At 73.5% G+C, this 24,733-nt stretch carries 16 protein-coding genes; 12 read left to right on the top strand and 4 right to left on the bottom strand.

The features are described 5' to 3' along the window. The 6 genes from ABD323_RS27975 to ABD323_RS27950 form a co-directional block, all read left to right on the top strand. Nucleotides 1-1,610 (top strand): RICIN domain-containing protein (locus ABD323_RS27975; RefSeq protein ID WP_344444753.1); only part of this gene is annotated, 1,610 nt, incomplete at its 5' end. 170 nt (nt 1,611-1,780) lie between these two features. After that, entirely contained in the window at nt 1,781-2,506 is a 726-nt protein-coding gene (locus ABD323_RS27970; RefSeq protein WP_344444752.1) for a hypothetical protein, read from the top strand. Nucleotides 2,507-2,575: 69 nt separating this feature from the next. Then, on the top strand, nt 2,576-3,982 hold the full coding sequence (lpdA, locus tag ABD323_RS27965) for a dihydrolipoyl dehydrogenase (RefSeq protein ID WP_344444751.1): 1,407 nt from the start codon (nt 2,576-2,578) through the stop codon (nt 3,980-3,982). A gap of 44 nt (nt 3,983-4,026) precedes the next feature. Then, nucleotides 4,027-5,298 (top strand): cytochrome P450 family protein, encoded by a 1,272-nt coding sequence (locus tag ABD323_RS27960; RefSeq protein ID WP_344444750.1) that lies wholly within the window; start codon nt 4,027-4,029, stop codon nt 5,296-5,298. Nucleotides 5,299-5,449: 151 nt separating this feature from the next. Further along, nucleotides 5,450-5,674: a hypothetical protein gene (locus ABD323_RS27955; protein WP_344444749.1), complete on the top strand. Its 225-nt coding sequence runs from the start codon at nt 5,450-5,452 to the stop codon at nt 5,672-5,674. Nucleotides 5,675-5,702: 28 nt separating this feature from the next. Further along, the gene (locus ABD323_RS27950) at nt 5,703-7,097 is read left to right on the top strand and encodes an SPFH domain-containing protein (protein WP_344444748.1); all 1,395 of its coding nucleotides are present in this window, start codon (nt 5,703-5,705) and stop codon (nt 7,095-7,097) included. Between the two features lie 37 nt (nt 7,098-7,134). On the opposite strand, the gene ABD323_RS27945 is transcribed toward ABD323_RS27950, so the two are convergent. The 4 genes from ABD323_RS27945 to ABD323_RS27930 all read right to left on the bottom strand — a co-directional run bounded on the left by ABD323_RS27945 (nt 7,135) and on the right by ABD323_RS27930 (nt 15,131). After that, a complete protein-coding gene (locus tag ABD323_RS27945) occupies nt 7,135-7,659 on the bottom strand; it encodes a pyridoxamine 5'-phosphate oxidase family protein (RefSeq protein ID WP_344444747.1) in 525 nt (174 codons plus the stop codon). Between the two features lie 101 nt (nt 7,660-7,760). Continuing rightward, nucleotides 7,761-9,134 carry an aminotransferase-like domain-containing protein gene (locus tag ABD323_RS27940; protein ID WP_344444746.1) on the bottom strand — a complete coding sequence of 458 codons (1,374 nt, stop codon included), beginning with the start codon at nt 9,132-9,134 and terminating at the stop codon, nt 7,761-7,763. A 74-nt stretch (nt 9,135-9,208) separates the two neighbouring features. Next, nucleotides 9,209-10,717: an SDR family NAD(P)-dependent oxidoreductase gene (locus ABD323_RS27935; protein WP_344444745.1), complete on the bottom strand. Its 1,509-nt coding sequence runs from the start codon at nt 10,715-10,717 to the stop codon at nt 9,209-9,211. 115 nt (nt 10,718-10,832) lie between these two features. Next, a complete protein-coding gene (locus ABD323_RS27930) occupies nt 10,833-15,131 on the bottom strand; it encodes a discoidin domain-containing protein (protein WP_344444744.1) in 4,299 nt (1,432 codons plus the stop codon). Nucleotides 15,132-15,498: 367 nt separating this feature from the next. On the opposite strand from ABD323_RS27930, the gene ABD323_RS27925 reads away from it, so the two are divergent. The 6 genes from ABD323_RS27925 to ABD323_RS27900 all read left to right on the top strand — a co-directional run. Further along, complete coding sequence (locus ABD323_RS27925; protein WP_344444743.1) at nt 15,499-16,512, top strand: LacI family DNA-binding transcriptional regulator; 1,014 nt, start codon at nt 15,499-15,501, stop codon at nt 16,510-16,512. Between the two features lie 346 nt (nt 16,513-16,858). Beyond that, nucleotides 16,859-18,274: an ABC transporter substrate-binding protein gene (locus ABD323_RS27920; RefSeq protein ID WP_344444742.1), complete on the top strand. Its 1,416-nt coding sequence runs from the start codon at nt 16,859-16,861 to the stop codon at nt 18,272-18,274. A 67-nt stretch (nt 18,275-18,341) separates the two neighbouring features. Continuing rightward, nucleotides 18,342-19,292 (top strand): carbohydrate ABC transporter permease, encoded by a 951-nt coding sequence (locus ABD323_RS27915; protein WP_344444741.1) that lies wholly within the window; start codon nt 18,342-18,344, stop codon nt 19,290-19,292. An 18-nt stretch (nt 19,293-19,310) separates the two neighbouring features. Then, nucleotides 19,311-20,180 (top strand): carbohydrate ABC transporter permease, encoded by an 870-nt coding sequence (locus tag ABD323_RS27910; protein WP_344444740.1) that lies wholly within the window; start codon nt 19,311-19,313, stop codon nt 20,178-20,180. An 86-nt stretch (nt 20,181-20,266) separates the two neighbouring features. Beyond that, nucleotides 20,267-21,904 (top strand): glycoside hydrolase family 13 protein, encoded by a 1,638-nt coding sequence (locus tag ABD323_RS27905; RefSeq protein WP_344444739.1) that lies wholly within the window; start codon nt 20,267-20,269, stop codon nt 21,902-21,904. A gap of 107 nt (nt 21,905-22,011) precedes the next feature. Continuing rightward, a partial coding sequence (locus ABD323_RS27900) for a discoidin domain-containing protein (protein ID WP_344444738.1) occupies nt 22,012-24,733 on the top strand: 2,722 nt, incomplete at its 3' end.

The following is a 24,733-nucleotide window of genomic DNA, read 5'->3' as shown; positions in this document are numbered from 1 at the left end:
CCGCCGGTTCGGGTTCGGGTTCGGCCGCCGCCGCCGACGGCGCGGTGGTCTGCGACGGTGACGGCAGCACCGGCAACCGGGTGCAGGTGCTCTACGTGCACCAGCCCGGACAGGACCGCTACGGCCAGTACCTGGCGTCGTTCCAGAAGTGGGCGGCGGACGTGGACACCATCTACAACGCGAGCGCGCAGGAGACCGGCGGGGTGCGGCACGTGCGCTTCGTCACCGCGCCGGACTGCACGCCGGTGGTCCTGGACGTGGAGCTGCCGGCCTCGGCCCTGACCGAGTTCGGTTCCACCAACGACGCGTTGGCGGCCCAGGGCTTCAACCGCAAGGACCGCAAGTACATGATGTTCGCGGACACGAACGTCTACTGCGGGATCGGCACCTTCGACGGTGACGAGCAGCCGGGCGCCAAGAACGCCAGCAACTTCGGCCCCTCGTACGGGCGGACCGACAACGGCTGCTGGAGCGGTTCCACCGCCGCGCACGAACTGGGCCACAACCTGGGCGCGGTGAACAACAGCGCGCCCAACTCCAGCAAGGCCGGGCACTGCACCGACGAGTGGGACATCATGTGCTACTCGGACGCCCCCTACTACCCGCAGATGCAGATCCGCTGCCCGGACAAGAGCCATGACGACCGGCTCGACTGCAACCACGACGACTACTACAACACCAACCCGCAGCCGGGCAGTTACCTGGCCACGCACTGGAACGTGGCGAACAACCAGTTCCTGATCGCCGGCGGCGGCACCGGTCCCAACCCGACCCCGACCCCGACGCCGACCCCCAGCCCGACCCGGACGGCCGGCCCGACCGCCAGCCCCACCCCCTCGCCGACCTCCGGGCCCACCTCCGGTCCCACCCCGACCCCCACGCCCACCCCGACCCCCACGCCCACTGCGACCGGCGGCCCGGCCACCGGTCCCACGGTGACGGCCGACCAGATCACCGGCAACTCGGCCGTGCTGTCCTGGTCCGCGGTCAACGGGGCCACGGGGTACGAGGTCCGGCTGAACGGCCGGACGATCGGCACCGTCACCTCGACCGTGGTCCGGGTGATCCGGATGCAGCCGGACACCGTGTACAAGTTCTCGATCGCCGTGCGTGACGCCAAGGGGCAGACCGGGCAGCCGGGCGCCGAGCTGGCCGTGCACACCCAGCCGGCCGCGGGCCCGACCACGGCCGGCACCCGCTACCTGATGCTCAACAGCCTCACCGGCCAGGCCGCCGACATGTGGGGCGGCTCGACCAACGACGGTGACGTGCTGATCGGCTACCAGAAGCACGGCTACGCCAACCAGCAGTGGCTCTTCGAGGACGCCGGCAACGGCGCGGTGCGGGTCAAGTCGGCGCTCTCCGGCAAGTGCCTGCAGGCCGGCGGCAGCCTGGTGGCCGGCCAGTTCGTCGAGCAGGAGCCCTGCTCCAGCGCCTCGACGCAGGCCTGGAAGCTGACCGCCGACGGCAGCGGCTACCGCCTCTCGGCGGCCGGGTCGAACCTGGTCGTGGGGCTCAGCAACCGCTGGTACTACGGCGGTTGGCTGCTGGAGCTGCAGCAGCCGGACGGTCAGGCGTACCAGAACTGGACGCTGCAGACCGCCTCCTGAGGCACGCTCGTTCCGCCCCCGCCCGGGCTGCGACCCGGGCGGGGGCCCAGCACCACCACCACCCGCACCACCACCCGCACCACCACCCGCACCACCACCCCGACGGCGGGAGCGACGCGACCCCGCGCTCCCGCCGCCGGGGCCGGCCCGTCCGAGGAGTCAGCCCGCCCATGCCCGCCCCGCTTCCGCACCCCGCCGCGCACCCCCGCCACCCGGCCCGCACGTCGCCGGTCCGCACCGCCGCTGCCCGTACCGCGCCGGGCCGGGCCGCTTCGGCCGCCCTCGCCGTCCTGCTGCTGGCCGTGGCCGCCGTCCTGGCCGTCCTGGGCCCGGCCGGACCGGCCGCCGCGCACGGCGACTCCATCCACTTCGACCTCAGCTGCCTGGGTGACGGGCACCCGCGCGCCGTCGCGGCCTGGGACAACGACGGCGACCCGGTGACCGAGACCGTCGCGGCCGAGCTGAACGCCGTCGCCTCGGACGGGCGCACGGTCGGCCCCTGGAAGCTGATCGCGGTGCCGGGCGCGCCGGCCACCTTCACCACCGCGCAGGCGCTGCCGCCGGGGCAGTGGAAGGTGAGCGTGGAGTCGGCCTTCCCGGCGCTGGGCCGGGGCGAGGCCGAGCTCACCGTGACCGCGGTGCCGGGCGACGGCGCCGCCCCCTCCCCGGCGGCCTCCGCCCCCGCGGCCACGCCCTCCGTCGCCGCCTCCGCTCCCGCTGCCGGCAGCACCCCCGCTTCGGTGGCGAGCACCCCTGCCGCCCGTACGGTCGCCGACCCCGCCCCCGCCGACCGGGGCTGGAGCGGTGGCGCCCTGGCCCTGGCCCTGGGCTGCTGCGCCGCCGTGGTCGGCGCGGTCCTCCTCGCCACCCGCCTGCTGCGCCGCGCCCGGGGGTGAGGGGGACCGCACCTGTCAGGCCCCGGGCCGCTGCGGCGGGCCCCGGCCCGGGTGCCTATCGTGTGCTGTATGAGCACACACTTTGACGTCGTGGTCCTGGGCGCCGGCCCGGGCGGGTACACCGCGGCCGTTCGCGCCTCGCAGCTCGGGCTGCGGGCGGCGGTCATCGAGACCAAGTACTGGGGCGGGGTCTGTCTCAACGTGGGCTGCATCCCCTCCAAGGCGCTGCTGCGCAACGCCGAGCTGGCGCACATCTTCACCAAGGAGGCCAAGACCTTCGGCATCAAGGTCGAGGGCACGGTCAGCTTCGACTACCGCGAGGCGTTCCTGCGCAGCCGCAAGGTGGCCGACGGCCGGGTGGCCGGCATCCACTACCTGATGAAGAAGAACCAGATCACCGAGTACGACGGCTGGGGCGTCTTCGTCGACGACCACACCCTCCAGGTCTCGCTGAGCGCGGGCGGCATCGAGACGGTCACCTTCGACCACTGCATCATCGCCTCCGGCGCCACCACCCGGCTGCTGCCCGGCACCGCGCTGAGCGAGCGCGTGGTGACCTACGAGGAGCAGATCCTCACCGACGCGCTGCCCGAGAGCGTCATCATCGCGGGCGCCGGCGCGATCGGCGTGGAGTTCGCGTACGTGCTGCACAACTTCGGCGTGAAGGTCACCATCGTCGAGTTCCTCGACCGGATGGTGCCGCTGGAGGACGCGGACGTCTCGGCCGAGCTGGCCAAGCGCTACAAGCGGCTCGGCATCGAGGTGCTGACCGGCACCCGGGTCGACGCGATCGACGACAGCGACCCGAACACCAAGGTCAGGGTCACCGTCACGCGTGACGGGCAGCAGCAGGTGCTGGAGGCCGACAAGGTGCTCCAGGCGATCGGCTTCGCGCCCCGGGTCCAGGGCTACGGCCTGGAGGCGACCGGGGTCGCGCTCACCGAGCGCGGCGCGATCGCGGTGGACGCCCGCGGGCGCACCAACGTGCCGCACATCTTCGCCATCGGCGACGTGACGGCCAAGCTGATGCTGGCGCACGCGGCCGAGTCGATGGCCGTGATCGCGGCCGAGACGATCGCCGGCGCGGAGACCATGGAGCTGGACTTCACCATGATCCCGCGCGCCACCTACTGCCAGCCGCAGATCGCCAGCTTCGGCTGGACCGAGGCCCAGGCGCGCGAGCAGGGCTTCGACGTCAAGGTGGTCAAGTTCCCGTTCACCGCCAACGGCAAGGCGCACGGCCTGGGCGACGCCAACGGCTTCGTCAAGATCATCAGTGACGCCAAGTACGGCGAGCTGCTCGGCGCCCACCTGATCGGCCCCGAGGTCACCGAGCTGCTGCCGGAGCTGACGCTGGCCCAGCAGTGGGACCTCACGGTGCACGAGGTGGCCCGCAACGTGCACGCCCACCCGACGCTGGGCGAGGCGGTCAAGGAGGCGATCCACGGGCTCGCCGGGCACATGATCAACTTCTGACGGGTGCCGGACGGCGGGTGCTGACGCTCCCTTAGGCTGGGCGGATGACCTCCCCCGAGCTGACGTCAGCCCCCGCCACCGGGCCCGCGCCCGCCGAGTCCGCAGCCAGTTGCCCCGCGCCCGCCGCCGGTTGCCCCGCGCCCGTCATCGACGCCGGCGCGCTGATCGCCGACCCGCACGCCGGGTACGCGGCGCTGCGGCAGGCCGGGCCGGTGCACCGGATCGTCGCACCGGACGGCCTGCCGGTCTGGCTGGTCACGCGCTACGCCGACGTACGCCAGGCGCTGGCCGACCCCCGCCTCGCACTCGACAAGCGGCACGCGACCCCCGGCAACTACCGGGGCCTGTCGCTGCCGCCGGCACTCGACGCCAACATGCTCAACATGGACCCGCCGGACCACACCCGGATCCGCCGGCTGGTCGGGCAGGCCTTCACCCCGCGCCGCGTCGAGCAGCTGCGCGCCCCGATCGAGGCCATCGCCGAGGAACTGCTGGACGCCCTCGCCCCGCTGGGCCGCGCCGACCTGATCGAGGCCTACGCCGCCCCGCTGCCGATCACCGTCATCTGCGACCTGCTCGGCGTGCCGCAGGACGACCGCCGCGACTTCCGGTCCTGGACCGACACCCTGATCGCCCCCGACCCGGCCCGCCCGCAGGACGCCAAGGCCGCGCTCGGCGCGGTCCTGGAGTTCTTCCCCCGGCTGATCGCCCGCAAGCGCGCCGAACCCGGCGACGACCTGCTCTCCGCGCTGATCGCGGTGCGCGACCAGGAGGACCGGCTCAGCGAGGACGAGCTCACCTCGCTCGCCTTCCTGATCCTGCTCGCCGGCTACGAGAACACCGTGCACGCGATCGGCAACGCCGTGCTCGCCCTGCTGGAGCGACCCGACCAGCTGGCCGCCCTGCGGGCCGAGCCGGAGCTGGTCGCCGGCGCGGTGGAGGAGTTCCTGCGCCACGACGGCCCCGCGCCCACCGCCATCCGGCGCTTCCCGCGCGAGGACGTGGAGATCGGCGGGGTCCGGGTGCCGGCCGGGGAGACCGTCCTGCTGGCGCTGGCCTCCGCCAACCGCGACCCCGGGCAGTTCACCGACCCCGACGAGCTGGACGTGCGGCGGCGCGAGAACGCCCACCTGGCGCTCGGCCACGGCATCCACTACTGCCTGGGCGCGCCGCTGGCCCGCCTGGAGACCGAGATCGCGCTCGGCGCGCTGCTGCGCCGGCTGCCCGGGCTCGCGCTGGACCTCCCGCGCGAGCAGCTGCGCCACCGGCCCACGCTGCGCTCGCGCGGGCTGCTGGAGCTGCCGGTCCGGTTCTGAGTCGCGGCCGGGTGGGGTCGGCGTGGGCCGGCGGGCGGGGTGCCGAGCCGCCGGCCGGGCGGGGTCGGCGTGGGGAGCGGGTCCTTTCGGGGGCTGGGTCGTTAGATTGGAAGAGCAGAGGTAACGGCGGCGTCGAAGGCGGGTGAGCTGCGTGAGCGTCCTCGACGACGCGGACCAGAGCCCGGTCGGCGCGGTGGGCAGGATCACCGTCCCGGTCCCACCGGACGGGCCGGGCGAGGTCATGGTGCCGGTCCGCGGTGGCACCGAGGCGTACGCGGCCTGGTCCGACCGGCCCCTGGCCCGGCACACCGAGGTCCTGGTCGTGGAGCAGACCTCGCCGCGGTCGGTCGTCGTGGTGCCGTTCCCCTCCGGCTAGCCGATTCCCAGGACCCGGGAGGTCCGCGATGTTGTTCTGGCACGTGCCCGCACCCAACGAGGCCCTGCTGATCTCCGGTTCCAAGCGGCAGGCGCAGGACACCCAGTTCCGGATCGTCACCGGGCACGGCAGCTTCGTGATGCCGATCAAGCAGAAGGCGCGGATGCTCTCGCTGGCGCTGCGCGAGGCGGAGATCGCCGAGGACTGCGTCACCCAGCAGGGCATCCGGCTGACCGTGCGCGCGGTGACGGTCTTCAAGGTCGGCGACGACTCGGCCTCGATCGCCAACGCGGCCCGCCGCTTCCTGGCCGAGCAGGACCGGATGGAGGAGCTGGTCGGCCGGATCTTCGCCGGCCATCTGCGCTCCATCATCGGTGGCCTGACGGTGGAGCAGATCATCCGCGAGCGCGACCGGGTGGCCCAGGAGGTCAAGTCGGGCAGCCACACGGAGATGGAGAAGCTCGGCATCGTGGTGGACGCGCTGCAGATCCAGGAGATCGAGGACGCCTCCGGCTACATCACCAACCTGGCCGCCCCGCACGCCTCCGCGGTGGCCAGCCAGGCCCGGATCGCCCAGGCCAAGGCCGACCAGCTGGCCGCCGAGCGGGAGCAGGAGGCCCTCGCCCTCAAGGCGCAGTACGAGCGGGACACTGCGATCAAGCGGGCCGGCTTCGTGGCCGAGACCGAGCAGGCCAACGCGCGTGCCGCGCAGGCCGGACCGCTGGCCGAGGCGCGGGCCTCGCAGGAGGTCATCGAGGAGCAGACCGCGCTGGCCCAGCGGCAGGCCGACCTGGCCGCGCGGCGGCTGGAGGCCGAGGTCCGCCGCCCGGCCGACGCCGAGGCCTACCGCCAGCGCACGCTCGCCGAGGCGCAGCGCGACCGGGCCAAGTTCGAGGCGGAGGGCGAGGCCTACCGGCGCACCACGCTGGCGACCGCGGAGGCCCAGGCGGTGCGGGTGCAGGCCGACGGCGACGCCTACGCCGAGCGGACCACCGCCGAGGCGCAGGCGGCCGCGAACTCGGCGCGCGCCGATTCGCTCAAGGGCGGCAACCAGGAGCTGATCGCGGCCTTCCGGGTGATCGAGCACCTGCCGGCCCTGGTGGACGCCGCCTCGCGGGGTCTGGCGAGCGCGAACCTGACGGTGCTGAACGGGACCGAGGGCGTCAACCAGGTGGTCGCGGGGATCGTCGGCCAGGGGCTGGCGATCCTGGACTCGCTGCGGCAGAGCGCGGGGGCGGCGCCGCGCGCCAGCGGTCTGGGGCGCTTCGCGGCGGGTGGCGGCGTGAGCGAGGGCGCCGGTGCCGGGACGGGTGCGGGCGCCGGGACGGGTGCGGGTGCCGCGGGCGCGGGCGCGGGCGTGGCCGGGACCGAGCCGGGACCGGCCGAGCGCGAGGCGCAGGGGGGCGTGGCCGGCCTGGCCTGATCGGGTCTCCTCGGCCAGGTCGGTCAGGTCGGTCAGGTCAGTCGAAGGTCCAGCGGGTCGGGGAGCCGGTGAAGTCGCCGTCCAGCAGGCCGAAGACGGTGGCCGGGCGGACCTCGAAGGTGGCGTTCACCGCCGGGTCGAGGAAGTCGGCGGGGTAGGCGGTGCGGTACTTGGCGTTCAGCGCGGCCAGGAACGCGGCGACCGGCGCCGGCTCGGTCACCACCCGGGCCCGCCCCTCCAGCACCACCGGGTTGCGCGCGTCGTCGGTGGTCAGCACGGCGTCCGGGCGCGCGGTCAGGTTGCGGTACTTGCGCGACCGGCGGCTGCTGCTGAACCAGAGCCCGCCGGCCAGCCAGACACCCCAGACCGGCATCGCGTGCGGCCGGCCGTCGGGACGCACGCTGGAGACCCAGTAGTCGTGCGAGTCCCGCAGCCGGCTCTCGGCCCAGGCCCACGGCAGCAGGCCGGTGCCCTCGTCGGCCGGCCGGATCCCGTAGCCGGGCATGTCCGGCCGGCCGGCGCGCGGTCCGGGACGTTCGCCGTGGTCGTCGATTCCGGTCATCGCACCGCACTCCCGTCCCTCACCCTCACGCCGGCCCCCGCGTTCCCAGCCTGGCACCGGCCGCCGCCCGCTGCGCGCCCGCGCCCGCGCCCGGGCCCGGGTCAGGGTGGCGGTTGCCCGGTCAGGACGGCGGCGGCGCGGGTCAGCAGTTCGGGGGTGGCGGTGTAGGGCAGGCGCAGGTAGTGGGTGTGGGCGCGGTCGGCGGAGAAGGCCGGACCGGGGGAGAGCTTCAGGCCGTGCGCGGCCGCGCGGCGGGTCAGGGCGGTGGCGGTGGTCTCGTGCAGGTGCAGCCACAGGCACAGGCCGCCCGGCGGGAGGGTGAAGCTCCAGGCGCCGGTGCCGCGCAGCAGGGTGGCCAGGTGGTCGCGCTGGGCGCGCAGGCGTTCGCGCCGCTCGCGCAGCAGCTCCCGCGGGTCGGCCAGCAGCTCGCAGGCGATCAGCTGCTCCAGGGGCGGCGGGGTGAGCCGGGACTGCAACGGGTTGTGCCGCAGCTCGCGGATCCGGGCGGCGTCGGCGCGCAGCCAGCCCACCCGCAGGCCGCCCCAGAGGAGCTTGCTCGTCGAGCCGACGGAGATGACCGCGCTGCCCGCCAGGTGCGGCACCGGCTCGGGTGGGGTGCGCAGGTCCAGGTCGCGCAGGGTCTCGTCGGCGATGACCGTCAGGTCGCCGCGGGCGGCGAGTTCGGCCACCGCCCTTCGCTGGCCGGCGGGCATCAGGGCGCCGGTGGGGTTATGGAAGTCCGGTGTCAGATAGGCGAGTTGGGGTCGCATGGTACGCACCGCGCGGTCCAGGCGGTCGAGGTCCCAGCCCGCGGGGCCGACCGGCAGGGCCACCAGTCGGGCGCGGCGGCGGCGCCATACGGCCAGCGCGCCCTGGTAGGTGGGGCTCTCGACCAGGACGGCGCGGCCGCGGTCGTGCACCTGGTCGGCCAGCAGGGTGAGGGCGGCGCGCGCGCCCGAGGTGACCAGGATCTGGTCCGGGCGGGTCGGCAGGCCCTGGTCGGTGTAGCGCTCGGCCAGCAGTTCGCGCAACTGCGGGAGCCCGGCGTCGGGTTCGGCGGAGTCCAGCAACAGCGAGGCCGAGCGCTCCACCGCCCGCCGGGACGCCGCCAGGTAGGCGGTGTGCGGGGCGGCGGGGACCGCCCGGGTGAGGTCCATGCCCTCGCCGTGGTCCATCGACCGGGGCGCGGTGCGTTCGGTCAGGCGCGGTGGCAGCCGGATGTCGCTGCCGCTGCCGTGCCGGGTGTGCAGCCAGCCGTCGTCGCGCAGCGCGGTCAGCGCGCTGACGACGGTGCCGCGGCTGACCCGCAGCACCGTGGCCAGCGCGCGCTCGGACGGCAGCCGGGTGCCGACCGGGACCCGGCCGTCCAGCACGGCCTCGCGGATCGCCGCCGCCAGGGCGGCCGCCAGCGGGCCGGGCTCCTGCCGCCAGGCGCCCAGGACGGTGGCGAAGCCGGTGGTGGGGGTCTCGGTCACCGGTCCACTCTGTCAGAAGTGGACCGGGCCGGGGGTGGCTCGGCCGGAGCCGGCCGGGCCGGGCGGCGGCGGGGTCACCAGGCGGCCTCCCGGTAGTCCTTGAGGAAGACCCCGGAGAGCGGCTCGCCGGCCTCGCCGCGCACGATCGGGTGGTAGACGCGGGCCGCTCCGTCCACCACGTCCAGCGGCGTGCGGAAGCCGCGGGCGGCGATCCGGCCCTTCTTCGGGGCCGGGTTCTCGTCGGTGATCCAGCCGGTGTCGACCGCGCACAGGTGCACGCCCTGCTCGGCCAGCGCGCCGGCGCTGGTGCGGGTGAGCATGTTGAGCGCGGCCTTGGCCATGTTGGTGTGGGGGTGGCCGGCGGTCTTGTTGCGCACCGCGAACCGGCCCTCGACCGCGGTCACGTTGACGATGTAGCGGCGGGCGTGCGGCGAGGCCAGCAGCAGGGGCAGCAGGCGGTCGCAGAGCAGCGTCGGGGCCAGCGCGTTGACCAGCTGGGTCTCCAGCACCTCCGCCGGGTCCAGCTCGCCGAGCCGCGCGGACCAGGAGTTGCCCGGCGCCGGGTCGGGCAGCAGACCGGCCTCGTCGACGGCGCCCGCGCCCGCGACGGCGGGAGCGGCCGTCATGGCCGCCGGGAGCGGAGCGGTGGCCGGGAGCCGGGTCGGCGCCCCGGGGCCCGCCAGGTCGGCGGCCGGCCAGGCGGCGGCCAGCGCGGGCATCGGGGTGAAGCCGGGCGCGTGCCACACCGAGCGGCGCAGTTCCGGCGCGGGCTCGGCGTGCTCGCCCGCGGCCAGCAGCGCGTACGCCTCGGGCGGGCGGCGCAGGGTCTGCGCCGCGTTGTTGACCAGGATGTCCAGCGGCCGACCCTCGGCCCGCAGCCGCTCGCACAGGCCGAGCACCTGACGCGGGTCGCGCAGGTCGATGCCGACCACGCTCAGCCGCTCCAGCCACCGCTCGCTCCCGGGCTCGGCGGCGAAGCGGCGCAGGGTGTCGTGGGGGAAGCGGCTGGTGACGATCAGCTCGGCGCCGTCGCGCAGCATCATCAGCGCCAGCTGGAAACCGATCTTCACCCGCCCGCCGGTCAGCAGCGCCCGGCGACCCCGCAGGTCGCACCTCAGGGCGCGGTTGGCGGTGTTGAGCCGGGCGCAGGCGGGGCAGAGCAGGTGGTAGAAGGCGTCCACCTCGCGGTAGGGCTCCTTGCAGACGTAGCAGCCGTGCGGGCGACGGAAGGTGCCCACCGTCGCGGTCCCTTCGGTGGCCGGGGCGAGTGGCGCGAGCGGCGCGTCCTCGCGGCGGTCCGGCGCGCCGGTGCTGGTGGCCGCGCGCAACGCGGCGTCGTCGGCGAGGTCCTGGCGGCGGCGCTCGGCGGCCCGGCGCCGGCGTCCGTCGCGCACGAAGGCGTCGGCGACCCGCTCGGCGTGCAGCCGGCTCGGGTGCTCGACCGGCAGCCGGCGCAGCAGCCCCACGGTGCGGTGGTAGCCGGCGAGTTCGTCCGGCGTCGGCCCCGGGACGGGTGACGCCTGGGACGGTGGCGGTGGTGTGGCCACCGCGGACACACGGGGTGTCAGACGGGTGTCATGCATAACCTCTCCCCTGATTGCGAGGAGTCTGGCAGAGGCCGCCCGGCCGTCGCACGGGGATTTGCGCAGGCCCGCGCACCGGCCCCGGGCCGTACGGCGCCGGCTGCTGGGACAGGGTCTAGGGGTTGACGGTGATGGCGAAGGTCGAGGTCGGGTTGTCGATGTCGAGGTGGTTGTTGCTCTCGGTCAGGTGGTTGAAGGTGACCGCGCCGACCGCCGGGCCCTGACCGGCCTCGGGCAGCGGGTTGGCCCAGATGCCGAAGCCGGAGCGGGAGTTGTAGGCGTCACCGCTGGGCTGGGCGCCGGTGATGCTGATGTCGGTGAGGACCGTGTCGGTGATCGGGTCGAGCGCGGTGCCACCCGAGTAGTCGGTCTGGAACATGATGCCCGCGTACGTCGGGTCGCTGATGTCGACGCCGCTGATCCGGATGCCCTGGAAGGGTTGGGTCGCCGAGAAGAGCCAGAGCGCGGGGAAGACCTGGCCGTTCCAGAAGTGCCCGCCGTCGCGCACCAGCGAGGCGTTGCGGATCACCGTCTGCGGGCTCGCCCCGAAGCCCTCGAAGGGGTAGCCGAAGTTCAACGAGCTGACGGTGATGCCCGCGTAGGTGAGGGTGTCGGCCACGTACAGGTTCTGGAAGGTGTTGGCGTAGCCGCCGTAGACGGCGATGCCGGCCGCCCGCCAGGGGGTGAGCGCGGTGAGGTTCTGGAAGGTGTTGTTCTTCAGGTCGGCGCTGTTGTGGTCGGTGGCGGCGAAGAGCGCGAAGCTGTCGTCGCCGGTGGTGCGGGCCTCGTCGTTGCTGACCAGGTTGGACTGGCTGCCGTTGGTGAGGTTGACGCCGTCCGCGAAGGTGTCGCGGATGCGCAGGTTCGTCACGGTCAGGCCGCTCACGTGGGTGCCCCAGATCGCGCAGACCTGGTGCTCGATCCAGAGGTTGTCGATGGTGAGGTTGGCGACGTCGGTGAGGTCGAAGACCTTGCCGGGCCCGTCGATCCGCGAGGTGTAGTTGCCGAACCAGCCGAAGCCGCTGAACGACGAGCCGTCGGCGCTGGCCGACACCGACCAGCCGACGTCGGTGTTCTCCTGCGTGGCGGGCGCGCTGAACTGGGTGAACCACGGGCCCGCGCCGATCACCTGGACCGGCTTGCCGTAGACTTGGAGCTTGCTGGAGACCTGGTACTGGCCGGCGGGCAGGTAGACGCCGGTGAGCTTGCCGGTGGTGTCCATCCGTACCTGGTCCAGCGCGTTCTGCACGTCCTGCTGGGCGAAGCCGGCCGGGGTGACCAGGCCGGCGGGGTTGGGATCGGCGGCCGCGGTGGCCTGTTCGAAGTCCACCGAGTCGATGGCGTACTGCGAGGTGTTGGCGCCGTCCTTCTGCAGCCTGACCACGCTGCCGGCCGGGATGCTGCGGCTCAGCAGCGCGTGCGCCTCGTCGTAGAGGTGGCGCGGGCCGCCGGCGCTCGGGTCGTTGCCCGGGCCGGTCTCCGCGCCGTACAGCCAGGCGAAGTGCGAGGTGAGCGAGATCGCCTGCAGGAACGTGCCGTCGACGTAGAGGTCCAGGGTCGCGGTGGTGCCGCCGCCGCCCGGCGCGTCCGGGATGGAGAACCGGGTGACCAGCGAGTCGGTGCTCGCCCGGGTGGTCCACTGGACGTAGGAGCCGGTGGAGTTCAGGGTCACCGCCTCGCGTCCCGAGGCCTCGCCGGCCAGGTCGCCGATGGTCCGGTTGGGACCGATCACCGCTGCTCCGCCGCCGAGTTGGCCGTCCTCGGCCTGGTAGGTGTCGTAGGGCATGTCGGCGCCGCGGCCGACGAACAGCGGGGTGTCGGCGGTGTTGTTCGCCTGCTTGACGGGCAGCTCCGCGCTGTCGGCGGCAATGACCGTGTGTACCGTGTACTTGCCGTCCGCGGCCGTCCAACTGCCCAGGTTCACCGGGGCGCTGGAGGCGCCGGGTGCGAGCGCGCCACTGACCGAGCCGTTCGCGGTGTAGCGCGTGGCGCCGGTGGCGTCCAGCACGCTGAGCTGCACCGCGTGCGGGCCGGGCGAACTGGCCACGGTGCCCTGGTTCCTGACCGTCACGGTGAAGGCCACCGCGCTGCCGGCGGCCGGGTTGCCGGGTGTCCAGGCCACCGGGGCGGCGAGCAGGTCGGCGCTCTGCACCGGCGCCACCTGGAGGGCGGTGGGGGCGGTGTAGCTGTTGTTGGAGTCGTCCAGCTCGACGACCTTGTCGGCCTCGTCGACCTTGGCGGTCAGCTGGTAGCTGCCCGCGCTCCTGGTGCCGATCGGCGCGCTGACGGTGGTCGAGGCGCCGGCGGCCAGCGCGCCGACGGCGGCGGTGCCGACCTTGGTGCTGCCCAGGTAGAAGTTCACGTCGGTGGCGCCGGCGGCGGCGGTGCCGATGTTGCGCACGGTCGCCGACAGGGTCACCGGGTCGCTCTCCACCGGGGCCGCGGGGGCCCAGGAGGCGGCGCTGACGGTGAGGTCCGGGTTGGGGGCCGGGGTGCCGAACACCTGGAACTCGGCCACCTGGCCGCCGGGCGCGCCGCTGTTGGCGGTGATGCTCAGCTGCACGTCGCTGACCCGGCCGCTGACCGGGATGGTGACGCTGTTCCCGGTGGCCGGGTCGAAGGTGTACGACTGCGCGGCGGCCAGCGTGCCGAAGCCGCCGGCGCTCTGCTCGCGGCCCAGCACCTGGATGGTCTGGGTGCGCGTCGACCAGGCGGCGGCCGGGTTGAGCAGCACCTTGACGGCCGTCAGGTCGGCGTCGGCGCCCAGGGCCACGGTGAGCGTGCTCGGGTAGGAGGCGCCCTCGAAGTAGGTCGTGGGGTCGCCGTCGACCGCGTTGGCCGGGACGTAGACGTAGGTGTTGGCGGAGCCGGTGACCGGCTTGTTGCGCGCCAGCTCCGCGCCCGAGCCGCTGCCGGTGCGGGTGACGGTGTTGCTGGCGGCCGACTCGTTGCCGGCCGCGTCGTGCGCCTTGACGGTGTACGAGACGGTCGTGCCGTCGGGCTGGCTGTCGGTGTAACCCAAGGTGGTGGCGCCGACGCTGGCGATCTGCACGCCGCCGCGCAGCACGTCGTAGCCGGTCACCGCGACGTTGTCGGTGGCGGCTCCCCAGGTGAGCCGGATCTGGCCGGACTGCGGCTGGGTGAGGGTCAGGGCGGTGGGCGCGGTGGGGGCGGTGGTGTCGCCGCCCTGGCCGGTGCGGGTGACGGTGTCGCTGTTGGCGGACTGGTTGCCAGCCGCGTCGTGGGCGCGCACGAAGTAGCTGACGGTGGCGCCGGCCGGGCGGGTGTCGGTGTAGCTCAGGGCGGCGGCCGGCAGGCTGGTGAGCAGCGCGCCGTCGGCGTAGAGGTCGTAGCCGGTCACCGCGACGTTGTCGGTGGCCGCGCTCCAGGTCAGCCTGACCTGCCCGGACTGCGGCTCGGTGAGGGCCAGGTTCGCCGGGGCGCTGGGCGGCTGGGTGTCGCCGGCCGCCGGGCCGTAGACCTCCAACGCGGAGAGCTGGCCCGCCGGCCAGGCGGAGTTGGCGGTGATCCGCACCCGCAGGTAGCGCTCGGTGGCGGCGGCGAAGGGGATGCTCACGCTGCTGCCGGTGGCCGGGTCGAAGGAGTAGCTCGCCGAGGCGACCAGGTCGCTGAAGGCGGTGCCGTCGGTGCTGCCCTGGATCGAGAGGGTCTGGGTGCGGGCGCCCCAGCCGCTGGCGGTGGGGGTGCGCAGGACCACCTGGGTGAGGGCCAGCGAGGCGCCGAGGTCGACCTGCAGCCACTGCGGGAGGGCGTTGTCGGTGCTCTCCCAGTAGCTGTTGCGGTCACCGTCGGCGGCGTTGGCCGGCAGGTAGTTCTGGCTCGAGCCGCTGGCGCTCATCGACTTGCCGAGCGCCAGGTCGACCGGCCCGGTGCCTGATCCGTAGACCTCGATCTCGGCCAGCTGGGCCGCCGGCCAGCCGGTGTTGGCGCTGATCGCGATCCGCACCCAGCGGGCGCCGGTGGCGCCGAAGGTGAGGGTGACGGTGTTGCCGGAGGCCGGGTCGAAGGTGTGGTCGGCGGAGGCGGCCAGGGTGGCGAAGGTGGTGCCGTCGGTGCTGCCCTGGACGGCGAGGGTCTGGGTGCGGGCGCCCCAGCCGGCGGGCAGCTTCAGCACCACCTGGCCGACCTGGGCGGCGGCGCCGAGGTCGACCTGGGCCCACTGGGGCAGGCCGGTGCCGGCGCTCTCCCAGTAGCTGGACTGGTTGCCGTCGGTGAGGTTGGCGGGGGTGTAGGCGCCGTTGCTGCTGGCGGCGGTGGCGGTGCGGCCGGCCGCCAGGTTGGCGCCGCCCGCCGCGCGGGCGAGGGCCGGGGTGAGCAGCGGGAGCAGGGCGAGCAGCAGGGCGAGCAGCGGGAGGGCGGCGCTGGCGGCTCTCGGGTGGCGTGTGCCTGACATGGTCTCCCTCGGGAGGTGGGTGGGGAGGCGGGGGCGAGGGCGGGGTGAGGGTGGGGATCGGCTCCGCTCGGAGCGGCGGCGGCCGTGGTCCGGCGCGGGGCGGCGGGCGGCTGCGTCCTGCGGAGCGTAGTGTCGGGGTCATATCAGAGCAAGAGAAGGAGCAAATGCCTTAAGAATTACATCGATTCACGCAAATGATCTCGGCTGGCTTGCGCTGCTTGCGGCGGAGACGGCTGGTGGGGCGGGTCATCCGGTCCGAGCGGGCGGTCCGTTCCGCTCCACGACGCCGGCTGCCGGGGCCGATCCGGGGAGATGCTCCCGCAAGAAGGCGCAAACTGCTTGCGTCGGCTGCCGTACACTCGCCCGCATGACACGACGACTTGCCGAGGTGGCCAAGAAGGTCGGGGTGAGCGAGGCCACCGTCAGCCGGGTGCTGAACGAGAAGCCCGGCGTCTCCGAGGCCACCCGGGCGGCGGTGCTCACCGCGCTGGACGTGCTGGGCTACGAGCGCCCGACCCAGCTGCGCGGCGAACGGGCCCGACTGGTGGGCCTGGTGCTGCCCGAGCTGCAGAACCCGATCTTCCCCGCCTTCGCCGAGGTGGTCAGCGGCGCGCTGGCCGGCCAGGGCTTCACCCCCGTGCTCTGCACCCAGACCGCCGGCGGCGTCTCCGAGGCCGACTACGTGGACCTGCTGCTGGAGCAGCACGTCTCCGGCGTGGTCTTCTTCGGCGGCCTCTACGCCCAGGCCGACGCGCCGCACGAGCACTACGAGCGGCTGGCCGAGCGCAGCCTGCCCACCGTGCTGCTGAACGCGGCCATCGACGACCTGGACTTCCCCCGGGTCTCCTGCGACGACGCGGTGGCGGTCGAGCAGGCGGTCGGCCACCTGCGGCAGTTGGGCCACCGCCGGATCGGCCTGGTGCTCGGCCCGGCCGACCACGTGCCCTCGCTGCGCAAGCTGGCCGCGGCCCGCGCCGCGCTGCGCCGGGTCGGGCTGGAGCTGCCCGAGGAGTGCGTGGAGCGGGCGCTGTTCAGCCTGGAGGGCGGGCAGGCGGCGACCACCCGGCTGCTGCGTCAGGGGGTCACCGGCCTGGTCTGCGCGAGCGACCCGCTCGCGCTGGGCGCGGTGCGCGCGGTGCGCCGGGCGGGGCTGTCGGTGCCGGACGACGTGTCGGTGATCGGCTACGACGACTCCTCGTTCATGATGTGCACCGACCCGCCGCTGACCACCGTGCGCCAGCCCATCGAGGCGATGGGGCGGGCGGCGGTCGAGCTGCTGGTGGGCGAGATCGGCGGGGTCCGGGTGACCCACGACGAGCTGCTCTTCGAGCCCGAGCTGGTGGTGCGCGGCTCCACCGCGCCGATGCGCGAGCGCGGTTGACGGTTCCGCGGGCGAAGGGCGGGCACCTCGGTGCCCGCCCTTCGTGCTGTCCGGGGCGCGCCGGGCCGGGGGAGGCCCTGCAAGGCGGCGTCAAAGCAGTCGAGTTTTTGCGAAACTCCGTCGAAATCTTGTGGACACCTGTCGGGGCTGCTTTAGTAGTCGACGCCGGCCGCCGCCGCCTGACCGCGGCGGGCGGCACACCACCGCGCACCACCGCGCGCACGATCCCGCACGCCCCGCCGCCCCGGCCCGCCACCATCCGCCCGGGCGCGGCTCCCACCGGACCAGCACGGGCAGCCCCGCGTCCTCGCGCTGCCCACCTGCCTGCCTGAAAGGGTCAACCCGCATGAACAGACAGCGGCTTGTGCACCGTTCGCTCGCCTTCGCCGCCGCGGCCGGCCTCGCCCTGAGCGCCGCCGCGTGCTCCAGCTCCGGGAGTGCGGGAAGCACCGCGGGTCCCACCGGCGGCGCGGGATCGGGCGCCGCCGGTGCCGCTGCTCCGCTGGACCCGAAGACCAAGGTCACCATCACGGTCGACTGCGAGCCGCCGGTCACCAAGACCGCCGAGCGCAAGGAGTGGGCCGAGGACATCGACGCCTTCCACCGGACCTACCCGAACGTCACCGTCAACGCCAAGGACGCCTCCCCCTGCGAGGACCCGGCCGCCTTCACCGCCCAGCTCAAGGGCAAGAGTGAACCCGACGTCTTCTACAGCTACTTCACCGACCTCAACCAGGTCCTCGACGCCGGAGCGGTGGCGGACATCTCGGCCTACGTGAACAGCACCACCGTGCCGGCGCTGGCGGACATCGACCCCTCGGTGCTGGCCACCCTCAAGTCCGACGGCAAGCTGTACGGACTGCCCACCTCCAACTACAAGATGGGCCTGCTCTACAACCGCAGGCTCTTCGCCCAGGCCGGCCTCGACCCCGACAAGCCGCCGACCGGCTGGGAGGAGATCCGCGCCGACGCGCAGAAGATCGCCGCGCTCGGCGGCGGCGTGAGCGGCTACGGCGACTACAGCGCCACCAACCAGGGCGGCTGGCACTTCACCGCCGAGCTCTACGGCCTCGGCGGCTCGATGACCACCCCCGACGGCGCCAAGTCCGCCTTCGACACCGACGCCGGCCGCCAGGTCCTGCAGAACCTGCACGACATGCGCTGGACCGACCACAGCATGGCCGCCGCCCAGGGCCTCAAGTGGCCCGACCTGATGACCCAGATGGCCGCGAACAAGCTCGGCATGTACGTCGGCGCCCCCGACGACATCACCTACATGGTGCAGACCCTCAAGGGTGACTACCAGGACTACGGCATGGCCCCGATGCCCGGGGAGAAGGCGGCGCTGCTCGGCGGCAACGACTACCTCTTCAAGAAGGGCTCCAGCCCGGACCAGATCAAGGCCGGCATCGCCTGGGTCAACTTCAAGTACCTGACCCTCGGCAAGGGCCAGTTCGACTACGCCCGCAGCAAGGACGACGGGCTGCCGGTCGGCCTGCCGCAGCCGTTCTTCCTCACCGGTGCCAGTCTGGCCGCCGACAACGCGGCCAAGGCCGCCAGTGCCAGCGTGCCGGTCCAGAACTACGCGCCCTACCTGGGGACCTCGGTGCCCGGCAAGCTCGAGCCGGCCAACGCCCAGCAGATCTACAAGGTGCTGGACAACCCCGTCTCCGCCGTCCTGACCGACCAGAACGCGGATGTGGCCAAGCTGCTGACGGCCGCCGCCCAGCAGGTCGACCAGGTGCTGGCCGAGAACCGGTAGCCGTCCCGCGGGGGCCGGCCCCCGATCCGCCGGCGTTCGGCCCCCCGCCCTCCCAGGAGCACTCCCCATGGCAGCGATCAGCGTCCCCTCCCGCCGCAAGCCCACCCCCGTCCCGGCCCGGGACCCGGCCGGCGCCGCCGCCCGCGCCGGCCGCGGGCAGCGCCTGCGGCGCAACCTCACCGCCCACGGATTCCTGCTCGGCGCGCTGCTCTGCTTCGCCTGCTTCTCGTGGTACCCGATGGTCCGCGAGGTGGTGATGAGCTTCCAGAAGACCCGGCGCGGGCGCACCAGTTGGGTCGGCCTGGACAACCTGCGGCACATCCTGCACGACCCGGCCTTCTGGCAGGCCTGGCGCAACACCGCGCTGTTCACGCTGCTCGCGCTGCTGCTCGGCTTCGCGCTGCCGTTCCTGGTCGCCGTGCTGCTCAACGAACTGCGGCACTTCCGCGGCTACCTGCGCATCCTGGTCTACCTGCCGGTGATGCTCCCGCCGGTCGCCTCGGTGCTGCTCTTCAAGTACTTCTACGACCCGGGCTACGGCCTGTTCGACAGCATCCTGCGCACCCTGCACCTGCCCACCTCGGCCTGGCTCAACTCGCCCGACACGGCGATGATCTCGGTGGTCATCGCGACCACCTGGATGAACATGGGCGGCGCCACCCTGATCTACCTGGCCGCCCTGCAGTCGATCCCCGGCGAGCTCTACGAGGCCGCCGAACTCGACGGCGCCGGCCTGCTGCGCAGGATCTGGCACGTCACCATCCCGCAGACCCGGCTGATCCTGTCCCTGCTCCTGCTGCTGCAGGTCGTCGCCACCATGCAGGTCTTCGTCGAGCCGTACCTGCTGACCGGCGGCAACGGGCCGCAGGGCTCGACCACCACCGTGGTCTACCTGATCTACCAGTACGCCTTCAACTTCGACAACTACGGCAGCGCCTCGGCGCTGGGCCTGGTGATGCTGCTGGTACTGGCCGGCTTCTCGGCCCTGTACGTGCGGCTGAGCCGCACCTGCGACTAGGCGCTGGGGAGACCGCACATGCGCACCCTGATATCCGACAGCCAGATCGGCCGCCCGCGCGGGCGGATCGTCTACCGCCTGGTGCTCGCCGCGGTCCTGGTGGTCTTCACGCTGGTCTTCCTCGGCCCGCTCTACTGGCTGGTGACCGGCGGGCTGAAGTCCACCCAGGAGGTGATCCAGAACCCGCCCACGCTCTTCCCCGCCCACCCGCAGGTCGGCACCTACGCCGAGGCCTGGTCGAAGCTGCGGATGGCCCGGCTGCTCTTCAACACCCTCTACTACGCCTTCGGCGCGCTCGCCTTCCAGCTGGTGTTCGACGTCGCCGCCGCCTACGCGCTCTCCAAACTCCGTCCGGTGCTGGGCAACCTGATCCTGGGCATGATGCTCGCCACCCTGATGATCCCGGCGGCGGTGCTGATCGTGCCGCAGTACCTGACGGTGCTGGACCTGCCGCTGCTGCACCTGAACCTGATCGACACGCCGTGGGCGATCTGGCTGCCCACCGTCGCCAACGCCTTCAACGTCTTCCTGCTCAAGCGCTTCTTCGACTCCGTGCCCGAGGAGTTGCTGGCCGCCGCCGCGATCGACGGCGCCACCCCGCTGCGGGCGCTGTGGTCGATCGTGCTGCCGCTGTCCCGGCCGATCCTGGGCGTGGTGTCCATCTTCGCGGTGGTCAACGTCTGGAAGGACTTCCTGTGGCCGATGCTGGTGCAGCCCGACCCGGCGAACCAGCCGCTCAACATCGGCATCAACTCGCTGTCCACCGGCGTCCCGCAGAACGTCGTGATCGCCGCGCTGGCGATCGCCTCCGCACCGACCGTCGTCTTCTTCCTGATCTTCCAGCGCAACATCATGGCCGGCCTGACCGCGGGCGGCCTCAAGGGCTGAGTGCCCTGCCACCCACCGGCCCGGTCGGTCCGCGCTGCCCGGGGCCTGTGGGACGGGCCCCAGCCTCCCCGAAAGGACATCTCACCGTGGCACAGCAGCCCGACCGAGCCGACTGGTGGCGCGACGCGGCCATCTACCAGGTGTACCCGCGCAGTTACGCCGACGCCAGCGGCGACGGGACCGGCGACCTGGCCGGTGTCCGGGCCCGCCTCGGCCACCTGGTCGAACTCGGCGTCCAGGCCGTCTGGTTCAACCCGTGGTACCCCTCGCCGATGGCCGACGGCGGCTACGACGTGGCCGACTACCGGGACGTCGACCCGGTCTTCGGCACCCTGGCCGAGGCCGAGAAGCTGATCGCCGAGGGCCTGGACCAGGGGATCCGCACGATCGTCGACATCGTGCCCAACCACGTCTCCGACACCCACCCGTGGTTCCGCGCCGCGCTGGCCGCCGGCCCCGGCAGCCCGCAGCGGGAGCTCTTCCACTTCCGGCCGGGGCGCGGCGCGCAGGGCGAACTGCCGCCCAACGACTGGACCTCGGAGTTCGGCGGCTGCCCGTGGACCCGCACGACGGACGCCGACGGGAGCCCGGGGGAGTGGTACCTGCACCTGTTCGCCGCCCAGCAGCCGGACCTGAACTGGGCGCACCCGCGGGTGCGCACCGAGCACGAGGCGATCCTGCGGTTCTGGTTCGACCGCGGCGCGGCCGGCGTGCGGATCGACTCGGCCGGCCTGCTCGCCAAGGACCCGGCGCTGCCCGACTTCCGGCCCGGGCACGACCCGCACCCCTACGTGGACCGCGACGACCTGCACGCCATCTACCGCTCCTGGCGGGCGATCGCCGACTCCTACGCCGAACCCCGGGTGCTGGTGGGGGAGATCTGGGTCCCCGACACCGAGCGCTTCGCCCGCTACCTGCGCGCCGACGAACTGCACACCGCCTTCAACTTCGACTTCCTGGCCAGGCCCTGGCGGGCCGGCGAGCTGCGCGCGTCCATCGACGCCACGCTCGCCGCGCACGCCCCGGTCGGCGCCCCGGCCACCTGGGTGCTCTGCAACCACGACGTCACCCGCACGGTCACCCGCTACGGTCGCCAGGACACCCGCTTCGACTTCACCGCCAAGGCCTTCGGCACCCCCACCGACCTGGCGCTGGGCACCCGCCGGGCCCGCGCGGCCGCCCTGCTCTCGCTGGCCCTGCCCGGCGCGGTCTACCTCTACCAGGGCGAGGAACTCGGCCTGCCGGAGGTGGAGGACCTCCCGCTGGAGCGGCTGCAGGACCCGATGCACCTGCGCTCGGGCGGCACCGACCCGGGGCGGGACGGCTGCCGGGTCCCGCTGCCCTGGTCGGGGCAGCAGCCGCCGTTCGGCTTCGCGCCCCCGGGGGTGGCGCCCTGGCTGCCCCAGCCGCGCTCCTGGGCCGCGCTCACCGTCGAGGCCCAACGGGGCGACCCCGGTTCGATGCTGGAGCTCTACCGCGGCGCGCTGCGGCTGCGCCGATCGGCGGTGCACGGCGGTTTCGGCTGGCTGCCGTCGGCCCCGCAGGTGCTCGCGTTCCGGCGCGCGGGCGGGTTCCGCTGCCTGGTGAACTTCTCGACCGAGCCCCTCGACCTGCCGTCCGACGTCGAACTCCTGCTCGCCAGCGGGCCGTTGGACGACGGACGGCTGCCCGGCGACACCGCCGTCTGGCTGCGCGACCGCGACGGCGACCGCGACCCCGCCTGAGCCTGGGCCTGGGCCTGGGCTTGCCCGCCCTCCGCGCCGCCCCCATCCGCCCTCAGCACCCTCACCCCCACCCCCCACCGCACCATGACCCAGAAAGGTCGTGTGCCATGTCCACCCATCCGCGCAGCCTGCGGCTGCCCGCCGTCCTGGCGGCCGTAGCCCTGGGCGCCGCCGGGCTGCTGTTGCCCGGCGCGCACGCCGCCACCCTCGACGCCGGCCCCGCCGCCGCGAGCCTCCCGCTGACCGCGGTGGCCGACGCCGCCGCCACCGGCCGCGGTGCGGCCGTCCCGTTCACCGAGTACCTGGCCGTGGGCGCGGCCACCAACGGCACGGTGCTCACCCCCTCGCGCACCTTCGGCACCCTGGCCTCCGAGGCGGCCGGCCGCACCGCGGTCCAACTGACCGGCCAGGGCCAGTACATCGAGTTCACGCTGACCCGGCCGGCGAACGCGGTGGACCTGCACTACGCGATCCCCGACTCCGCGGACGGCGCGGGGCTGAACGCCGCGCTCAGCCTCTACGTCAACGGCGGCAAGAGCGCCGACCTCGCGCTGACCTCCAAGTTCAGTGACCTGTACGGCTCCTACCCGTTCAGCAACAACCCCGGCGACGGCAAGGGCCACCACTTCTACGACGACGTGCGCTACCGGTTCGGCGCCGAGCTGCCCGCCGGCAGCAAGGTGCGGGTCCAGGTCGACGCGGGCGACAGCGCGCCCTCGTACACCGTGGACACCGCGGACTTCGAGGACGTCGCCGCGCCGAAGGCCGAGCCGACCGGCTACCTCAGCGTCACCGACGCGCCGTACGCCGCCGACCCGACCGGCCACAGCGACGCCACGGCGGCGATCCAGAACACCGTCAACGCCGCCGCCGCGCAGGGCAAGGGCGTCTGGATCCCGGCGGGCACCTTCGCGGTGACCGGCCACGTGATCGTCAACAACGTGACGGTGAAGGGCGCGGGCCCCTGGTACTCGGTGCTGCAGGGATCCGGCGTGGGCGTCTACGGCACCTACGCGCCCAACCCGAGCAGCAACGTCCACCTGGCCGACTTCGCGATCCTGGGCCAGACCACCGACCGCGACGACAGCGCCCAGGTGAACGGCGTGGGCGGCGCGCTCGGCGGCGGCTCCACCATCGACGACCTGTGGATCCAGCACACCAAGGTGGGCATCTGGCTGGACGGCCCGTTCGACGGGCTGAGCATCACCAACTCCCGGATCCTGGACACCACCGCGGACGGCATCAACCTGCACGACGGCATCAGCCACACCACCATCAGCGGCAACTACCTGCGCAACACCGCCGACGACGGGATCGCCACCTGGGCCGAGCACGACGCGGACCACGACGACGTGATCACCCACAACACGGTCGAACTGCCGGTGCTGGCCAACAACATCGCGATCTACGGCGGGCACGACAACAGCGTGACCGGCAACGTGGTGGCCGACACGCTGACCCAGGGCGGCGGCATCCACGTCGGCAACCGGTTCAGCGCGGTGCCGCTCGCCGGCACCACCACGATCGCCGACAACGACCTGATCCGCACCGGAGTCCTCGACCCGAACTGGCAGTTCGGCGTCGGCGCCCTCTGGTTCTGGGCCAGTGACGCGCCGATGACCGGCGCGGTCGACGTCTCCGGGCTGAACATCCTGGACAGCTCCTACGAGGCGATCCACTTCATCGGCAGCGGTGTCGGCAACGTCGACTTCCGTGACATCGCCATCGACGGCACCGGCACCTTCGTGCTGCAGTTGCAGTCCACGGGCTCGGCTACCTTCCACAACGTGACCGCCGCGCACGTCGGTGCGGCAGGCGTCTACAACTGCCAGGGAGCGGGCGCTTTCGGGATCACCGACCAGGGTGGCAACGGGAGTTGGAACGGCGGCGCGGCGTACTGCGGGCCGTGGCCCAGCCCGGTCTACAGCTACCCGGGCGGCGGACCGACCCCCACGCCGACCCCCACCCCGACGCCGACCCCCACCCCGACGCCCACGCCCACCCCGACGCCGACCCCCACGCCGACGCCCGGCGGTAACCTCGCCCTGCACCAGCCGGTCACCGCGAGCAGCGCGACCCAGGGCTACGCCGCCGCGAACGCGGTGGACGGGGATGCCGGCAGCTACTGGGAGAGCGCCAACAACGCCTTCCCGCAGTGGATCCAGACCGACCTCGGTGCCACCCGCGGCCTCGACCGGCTGGTGCTGAAGCTGCCGCCGTCCGCCGCCTGGGCGGCCCGGACCGAGACGTTCGCGGTGTCGGGGAGCGCGGACGGTTCGTCGTTCAGCCCGCTGGTGGGCTCGGCCGGGCACACCTTCGACCCGGCGAGCGGCAACGCCGTCACGGTGCCGTTGCCGGCCGGTTCCGCCGCGCGGTACCTGCGGCTGACCTTCACCGCCAACACGGGCTGGCCGGCCGGCCAGCTCTCCGAACTGGAGGCCTACGCCCCGAGCGGCACCCCCACGCCGACTCCGACGCCCACCCCGACTCCGACGCCCACCCCGACCCCGCCCGGTAATCCGAACCTCGCGCTGCACGCCGCCACCAGCGACACCGGCCACACCCAGAGCTACGGCGCGGCCAACACGGTCGACGGCGACGCCGGAAGCTACTGGGAGAGTACCGACAACGCGTTCCCGCAGAGCCTGACCGTCGACCTCGGCGCCGGTCACCCGGTGGGCCGGCTGGTGCTGAAGCTGCCGCCGTCCGCCGCCTGGGCGGCCCGCACCGAGACGTTCGCGGTGTCGGGGAGTGCGGACGGTTCGTCGTTCAGTCCGCTGGTGGGCTCGGCCGGGCACACCTTCGACCCGGCGAGCGGCAACGCCGTCA

Source organism: Kitasatospora nipponensis (assembly GCF_039528135.1).
GTDB lineage: Bacteria > Actinomycetota > Actinomycetes > Streptomycetales > Streptomycetaceae > Kitasatospora > Kitasatospora nipponensis.
Note: the sequence above shows the minus strand (reverse complement) of the source record. Positions and strands in the feature narration are given on the sequence as shown.